At 65.4% G+C, this 4,926-nt stretch carries 5 protein-coding genes; 2 read left to right on the forward strand and 3 right to left on the reverse strand.

From position 1 onward, the window contains the following. Window positions 1-746: cytochrome-c peroxidase (locus tag VF497_RS12420; RefSeq protein WP_414706895.1), on the forward strand; the 746-nt coding region annotated here is incomplete at its 5' end. Between the two features lie 11 nt (window positions 747-757). On the opposite strand, the gene VF497_RS12425 is transcribed toward VF497_RS12420, so the two are convergent. Further along, window positions 758-2,758 (reverse strand): TonB family protein, encoded by a 2,001-nt coding sequence (locus VF497_RS12425; protein WP_330889150.1) that lies wholly within the window; start codon window positions 2,756-2,758, stop codon window positions 758-760. Beyond that, window positions 2,748-3,119, reverse strand: a complete 372-nt coding sequence (locus VF497_RS12430; protein WP_330889152.1) for a BlaI/MecI/CopY family transcriptional regulator — start codon at window positions 3,117-3,119, stop codon at window positions 2,748-2,750. The genes VF497_RS12425 and VF497_RS12430 overlap by 11 nt, the downstream gene beginning before the upstream one ends. A 115-nt stretch (window positions 3,120-3,234) precedes the next feature. On the opposite strand from VF497_RS12430, the gene VF497_RS12435 reads away from it, so the two are divergent. Then, window positions 3,235-3,723, forward strand: a complete 489-nt coding sequence (locus VF497_RS12435; RefSeq protein WP_330889154.1) for an 8-oxo-dGTP diphosphatase — start codon at window positions 3,235-3,237, stop codon at window positions 3,721-3,723. Window positions 3,724-3,732: 9 nt separating this feature from the next. Here VF497_RS12435 and VF497_RS12440 read toward each other — a convergent pair. Next, window positions 3,733-4,926 (reverse strand): metallopeptidase TldD-related protein (locus tag VF497_RS12440; protein WP_330889157.1); only part of this gene is annotated, 1,194 nt, incomplete at its 5' end.

Consider the following 4,926-nt stretch of genomic DNA (forward strand, 5'->3'; position numbering starts at 1 on the left):
CGTTGGTCGACGACGAGGACGCGTTCGCCGCCGTCGCGCGCGCGCTGGCCGCGTTCGAGGAAGACTCCGCCGAATTCAGTCCGTACACGAGCAAGTACGACGCCTTCCTCACCCGGAAGGCATCGTTGAGCGCGCAGGAAAAACGCGGCCTCGCCCTGTTCGAGGACGAGCGCAAGGGCAACTGCACACAATGCCATCTGTCGAAGCGAGGCCTCGACGGCACAGCGCCGGCGTTCTCCGACTACGGCCTGATCGCGCTCGCCGTGCCGCGCAACGCGAACATCGCGCGCAACCGCGATCCCGCGTTCTTCGACCTCGGCGCCTGCGGACCCGAGCGCCGCGACAAGGCCGGCCAGAGCGAATACTGCGGCCTGTTCCGCACGCCGACGCTGCGCAACGTCGCGCTGAGAAGTGCATTTTTCCACAATGGGAAATTCCACGATCTGCGCGAGGTCATCGAATTCTACGTCACGCGCGATATCGCGCCGGAGCGCTGGTATGCCAAGGATGCCGGCGGCAAAGTCGTTGCCTACGACGACCTGCCGCCGCGATACCACGCCAACATCAACCGCGACCCGCCGTTTGCCGGCCAACGCCCCGGAACGAAGCCGTCGCTGACCGGCACGGAAATCGACGACATCGTCGCTTTCCTGCACACACTGACCGACGGTTATCTGAAAGACGATCCCTACCGCGCCGAGCGGCGTCGCACAGCTTCTTCGCTGAGCGACGCCGCGAAACCGTGACCCGTGCGGGGTCAGCTTGCGCTACCCGTGACCACGATGGCCTCGAGGCGCTTGACCGAATCCGGGTACGCGGGCGCCGGCGCATTCGTTTGCGCGGCAGCGTCGCCCTCGATGCGGAACTGCATCGGCACGAGCACGTCGCTTTCGACGGGCGTGCCGTTGTGCGTTTGCGGGTTGAACTGCCAAGCCTTCACCGCAGCGAGCGCAGACTCCTTCAAGGCGAGTGCCGAGACCGGCACCGCCTGGTCGACGTAGGCATCGGCGACACTGCCGTCGGCGTCGATATGCGCGCGCACGTACAAGGCACCGCTGACCTTTGCGGCGATCGCGTCGCGCGGATAGACCGGCGGTCGCATCTTGCGATAGCTGACATTGACGTCGCTGACCGGGTCGGGTGGCGGCATCGGATTGCCGTTGTCGTCGCTCAGCACGAAATCGACTGGTACCTTCACCGAGCCCCCTGCGGGAGCACCATCCTTGATGGCCGGATTGAAGCGCCATTTCATCGCCGTGGCGATGGCGGCATCGGCGAGCACGCGTGCGGACTCTTCCGGCTTAACGCTTTCGACTTCAGCAGCCGTGGGCACGCCGCGCTTGTCGACAGTGACCTTGAGCATCACCTTGCCTGTGATGCGGTTGCGTACGGCTTCGACCGGGTACTTCGGCGGATACATGCGCCTGTAGTTCAGGTCTTCCGTCGGCCCGGTGTCGGCGCCATCGACGCCGCCCCGCGGCGGCTGGAAGCCGATCCTGGTAATGCCGGCATTCTTCGCATCCTTCACCGCAGCAGCGACCAACTGATAATTCGCGGTCTTGTCGACCTGGATTCGCAGCTCGGACTGCGGATTCTTCTTCGCCGCCGCCGCCATTGCCTCCCGCAACTGATCTTCGCCCATCAGGGTGTCGTTCCAGTAGTAGTTACCGCTTGAACTTACCGAGAGGGTGATCGGCGCGGGCGGATTCTCCAACGGAGGCGGCTTGTCGAGCAGCGGCGGCAAATCGATCTTGATTCGATCAGCCTGCGCGGACTGCGTATTTTTCGTGTCGACAACGTCAGGCGTGTTCTTCACATCAACGACTTCGGCAGCGGGTGCCCGGCTCGGCTGCGCGGCCCATGCAGCATAGCCGGCACCTAAGATCAGCGCGACTGACACTCCACCGGCAAGCGCGTGTCGCCGCGTGCTCAATTTCGAAAATTTCAACATCGCAATTCGCTCCTTCAAGGGATGGCTCTGGGGCCAATGACAACCGGCCGGCAGTCGCAGCTCCTGCCGCGACCTGCCGACCAGTTGCGCCTTCAACATCGCGTCGGCGTAGCACCGACGCGCTTCCGGAAAACGGGACATCACGGCCGCGTCGCAGGCGATTTCCTGGTCGAAACGAAAGCGCGAGGCGGCGAGATGGAACAGTGGGTTGAACCAGTTGAGGCAGCGCAACAGCGCCGCGAGCGCGTTGATCTGCGCGTCGCCGCGCGCGAGGTGCGTGCGCTCATGGACGAGCACGAGTTCGCGCTCCTGCTGCGTGTAGCGCGATTCGAAATCGCTCGGCACGACGATGCGCGGACGCAGGGCGCCGACCAGTGCCGGGCAGCCATCGGTCGCCTGCGCGCGCAAGGCGCCGTGATCGCCTGCACTGAGCGCGCCGAGATTTTTCAGGTAGCGGCGCTGCTGGCGCACGAACACGACGACGAGCGCGAGCGCACCGGCAATCCACAGCGCGAGCAGCCACGGCTGCCAGTCGAAGGACGCCTGTTGCGTAACCGCGGCCTGCAGTTCGATGGTGGTCGAAGACGACGGCGCGGATGATGCGACTTGCAGCGCCGGAATCAGCGGCCGTGCCGGGGCCGGCAACAATGTCGCCGACGCGGCGATCGGCACGAGCAACCACAACCGGTACGCAAACGCGGCGCCGAGCCGACGCCGCGCCGGCACACGCACGGCCAGCACGAGGGCAAGGGCGAGACTCGCGACGAGTGCGCCGCGGCCGAGAGCCATGAGCAGCTCATGCGTCATCGTCGAGCTCCTCGATCAGCCTTTTCAGTTCGGCGAGATCCTTCTTGCTCAGTTTTCCCGCCTCGGAAAAATGTGCGACCAGCGGCGCAACGCGACCGCCGAACAGGCGATCGATCAGACCTTTGCTTTCGCTGTGCACATAGTCCTCTCGCTTGAGCCTTGCGCTGTAGAGGTAGCGCTTGCCGTCGCGTGCGGCGGTGACTGCGCGCTTCTTGAGCAGGCGGTTGAGCAGGGTCTTGATCGTCGCTTCCTGCCAGTCGCTGCTGGCGGAGAGCGCAGCGACCACGTCCTCTGCGCTCATCGGCGCACGGCTGCGCCAGAGCACGTCCATCACCACGCTTTCGGCATCGCTGATCGGCATCGTCATCTCCAATTACATTGGTAATCGTTAAATAAGATTACGCTCGTAATCAAAAATGTCAAGCACTCGTGCAACACGGTTACAATTCGTTGTCCGCAACGGGAAAACATCTTCCATGCCCTACACCCCCATCCTCGCCACGCTCGGCTACGTGCTCTCGCCCGACCGCGAACACGTGCTGATGATCCATCGCAACGCGCGCGAAGGCGACCATCACCTCGGCAAATACAACGGCCTCGGCGGCAAGCTCGAAGCGAACGAGGATGTCGTCGCCGGCATGCGCCGCGAGATCATGGAAGAAGCGGGCATCGACTGCCTGGATTTGAATTTGCGCGGCACGATCAGCTGGCCCGGCTTTGGCAAGCACGGCGAGGACTGGTTCGGCTTCGTCTTCGTGATCACACGCTACGCGGGCACGCCGTTGGAGCACAACGCCGAAGGCACGCTCGAATGGGTCGAGGCGAAAAGGATTCTCGACCTGCCGCTGTGGGAAGGCGACCGCCACTTCCTGCCGCTCGTGTTCGACACCGATCCGCGCGCGTTCCACGGCGTGATGCCGTATCGCGACGGGCGCATGCTGAGCTGGAATTTCTCGCGGATCTGATCTTCAGCGCTACTTCGTTGCGAGCGGGTTCTTGAGCAACGGCGGCTTCACCGTGCTGCTGCGGTCGTCGCTCGCGGTGAGTTCCTCGAACAGCAGCGACGGCACGAGGAAGGCGATCTGCCGGTCGCCGAAACCCTTGGCGTACAGCGCCGGCGCGTCGCCGATGCCGACGACGGTGCGGAAGTCACGCAGATCGACATTGCCGAGGCGCACGTTGCGTACCGGCACGCCGTGCCCGTCGGCGTAGCGCAACGTCGCGCGCAGCACAACCTCGCCCTGGCCACCGCTGCCCATCCACGTCGGCTGGCTGCCGAAGACGAGGCGCTGCAGCGCGTCGCTGCTGAACAGGCGTTCGACTTCGAGTGCATACGGCAGCTCGGCGTCGTGCGCCGCGCGCGCGAGTTCGCTGCGCAGCGCGGTCTCGGTTTTCGGATGTTCGCTGACGAGCTCCAGCGTCGAGCCCGCGGCGGTGGCGCCGCGATTGTTTCCGGCGCTGCAATGCTTGCCGACCGGTGCGCGCGAGCAGAGCACTTGCTTCAAGCGGCCGTTGACGATGAGCTCCTTCTTCGTCGCGGCCACGCCATCGTCGTCGACGCGGAACGCGGACAACAACGCCTCCCCCTGGAAATCCGCGCGCAGCGGATCGTCGCTGACGGACACCCCCGGCGGCAGCACGGGCGAACCGATGCGACGCTCGAAGCTGCCGCCCGCCGCGCTGATCGCCTGATTGGAATACTGGCGCGGTGCGGGCCAGAGCTGCGGCGCGAAATGGCCGCCGAACAGGTTGGCCGCGGCATCGCCCGTGAACAGCACGGGGCCTGTGTAATCGTCGGCAAGGCGCACGGCCTTGCGCTGCTCGCTCACACGCTGCGCGAGCGCGCGTAGGCGCGCGGCGAGGTCGGCCTGCGCCGGCAGCTGGGCGACGTCGTTCGCGGACAAGTCGTCGTAGTCCCATACCGAAAGGCCGTCGTCGGCACGCGCGCGCGCTGCCGCGCCGAACTGCACTTCAGGCAGTCGCTTCTCGACGCGGCTGCCTTCGCTGTTGGCGAACCAGACGCGGCGCAGGCGCTGCGACAGCCAGACCTGCGACTGTTCGAGGTCGCGTGCGTCGACGAACACACGCGAGAGCTCGCGCAGCTTCGCCTCGGCAGCGGCGCGGTCGAATCGCGCCGGCGTTGCGTCCGCATCGATCGCGCGCAGCAC

It is taken from the genome of Rudaea sp. (assembly GCF_036383415.1).
In the GTDB taxonomy this organism is placed as follows: domain Bacteria; phylum Pseudomonadota; class Gammaproteobacteria; order Xanthomonadales; family Rhodanobacteraceae; genus Rudaea.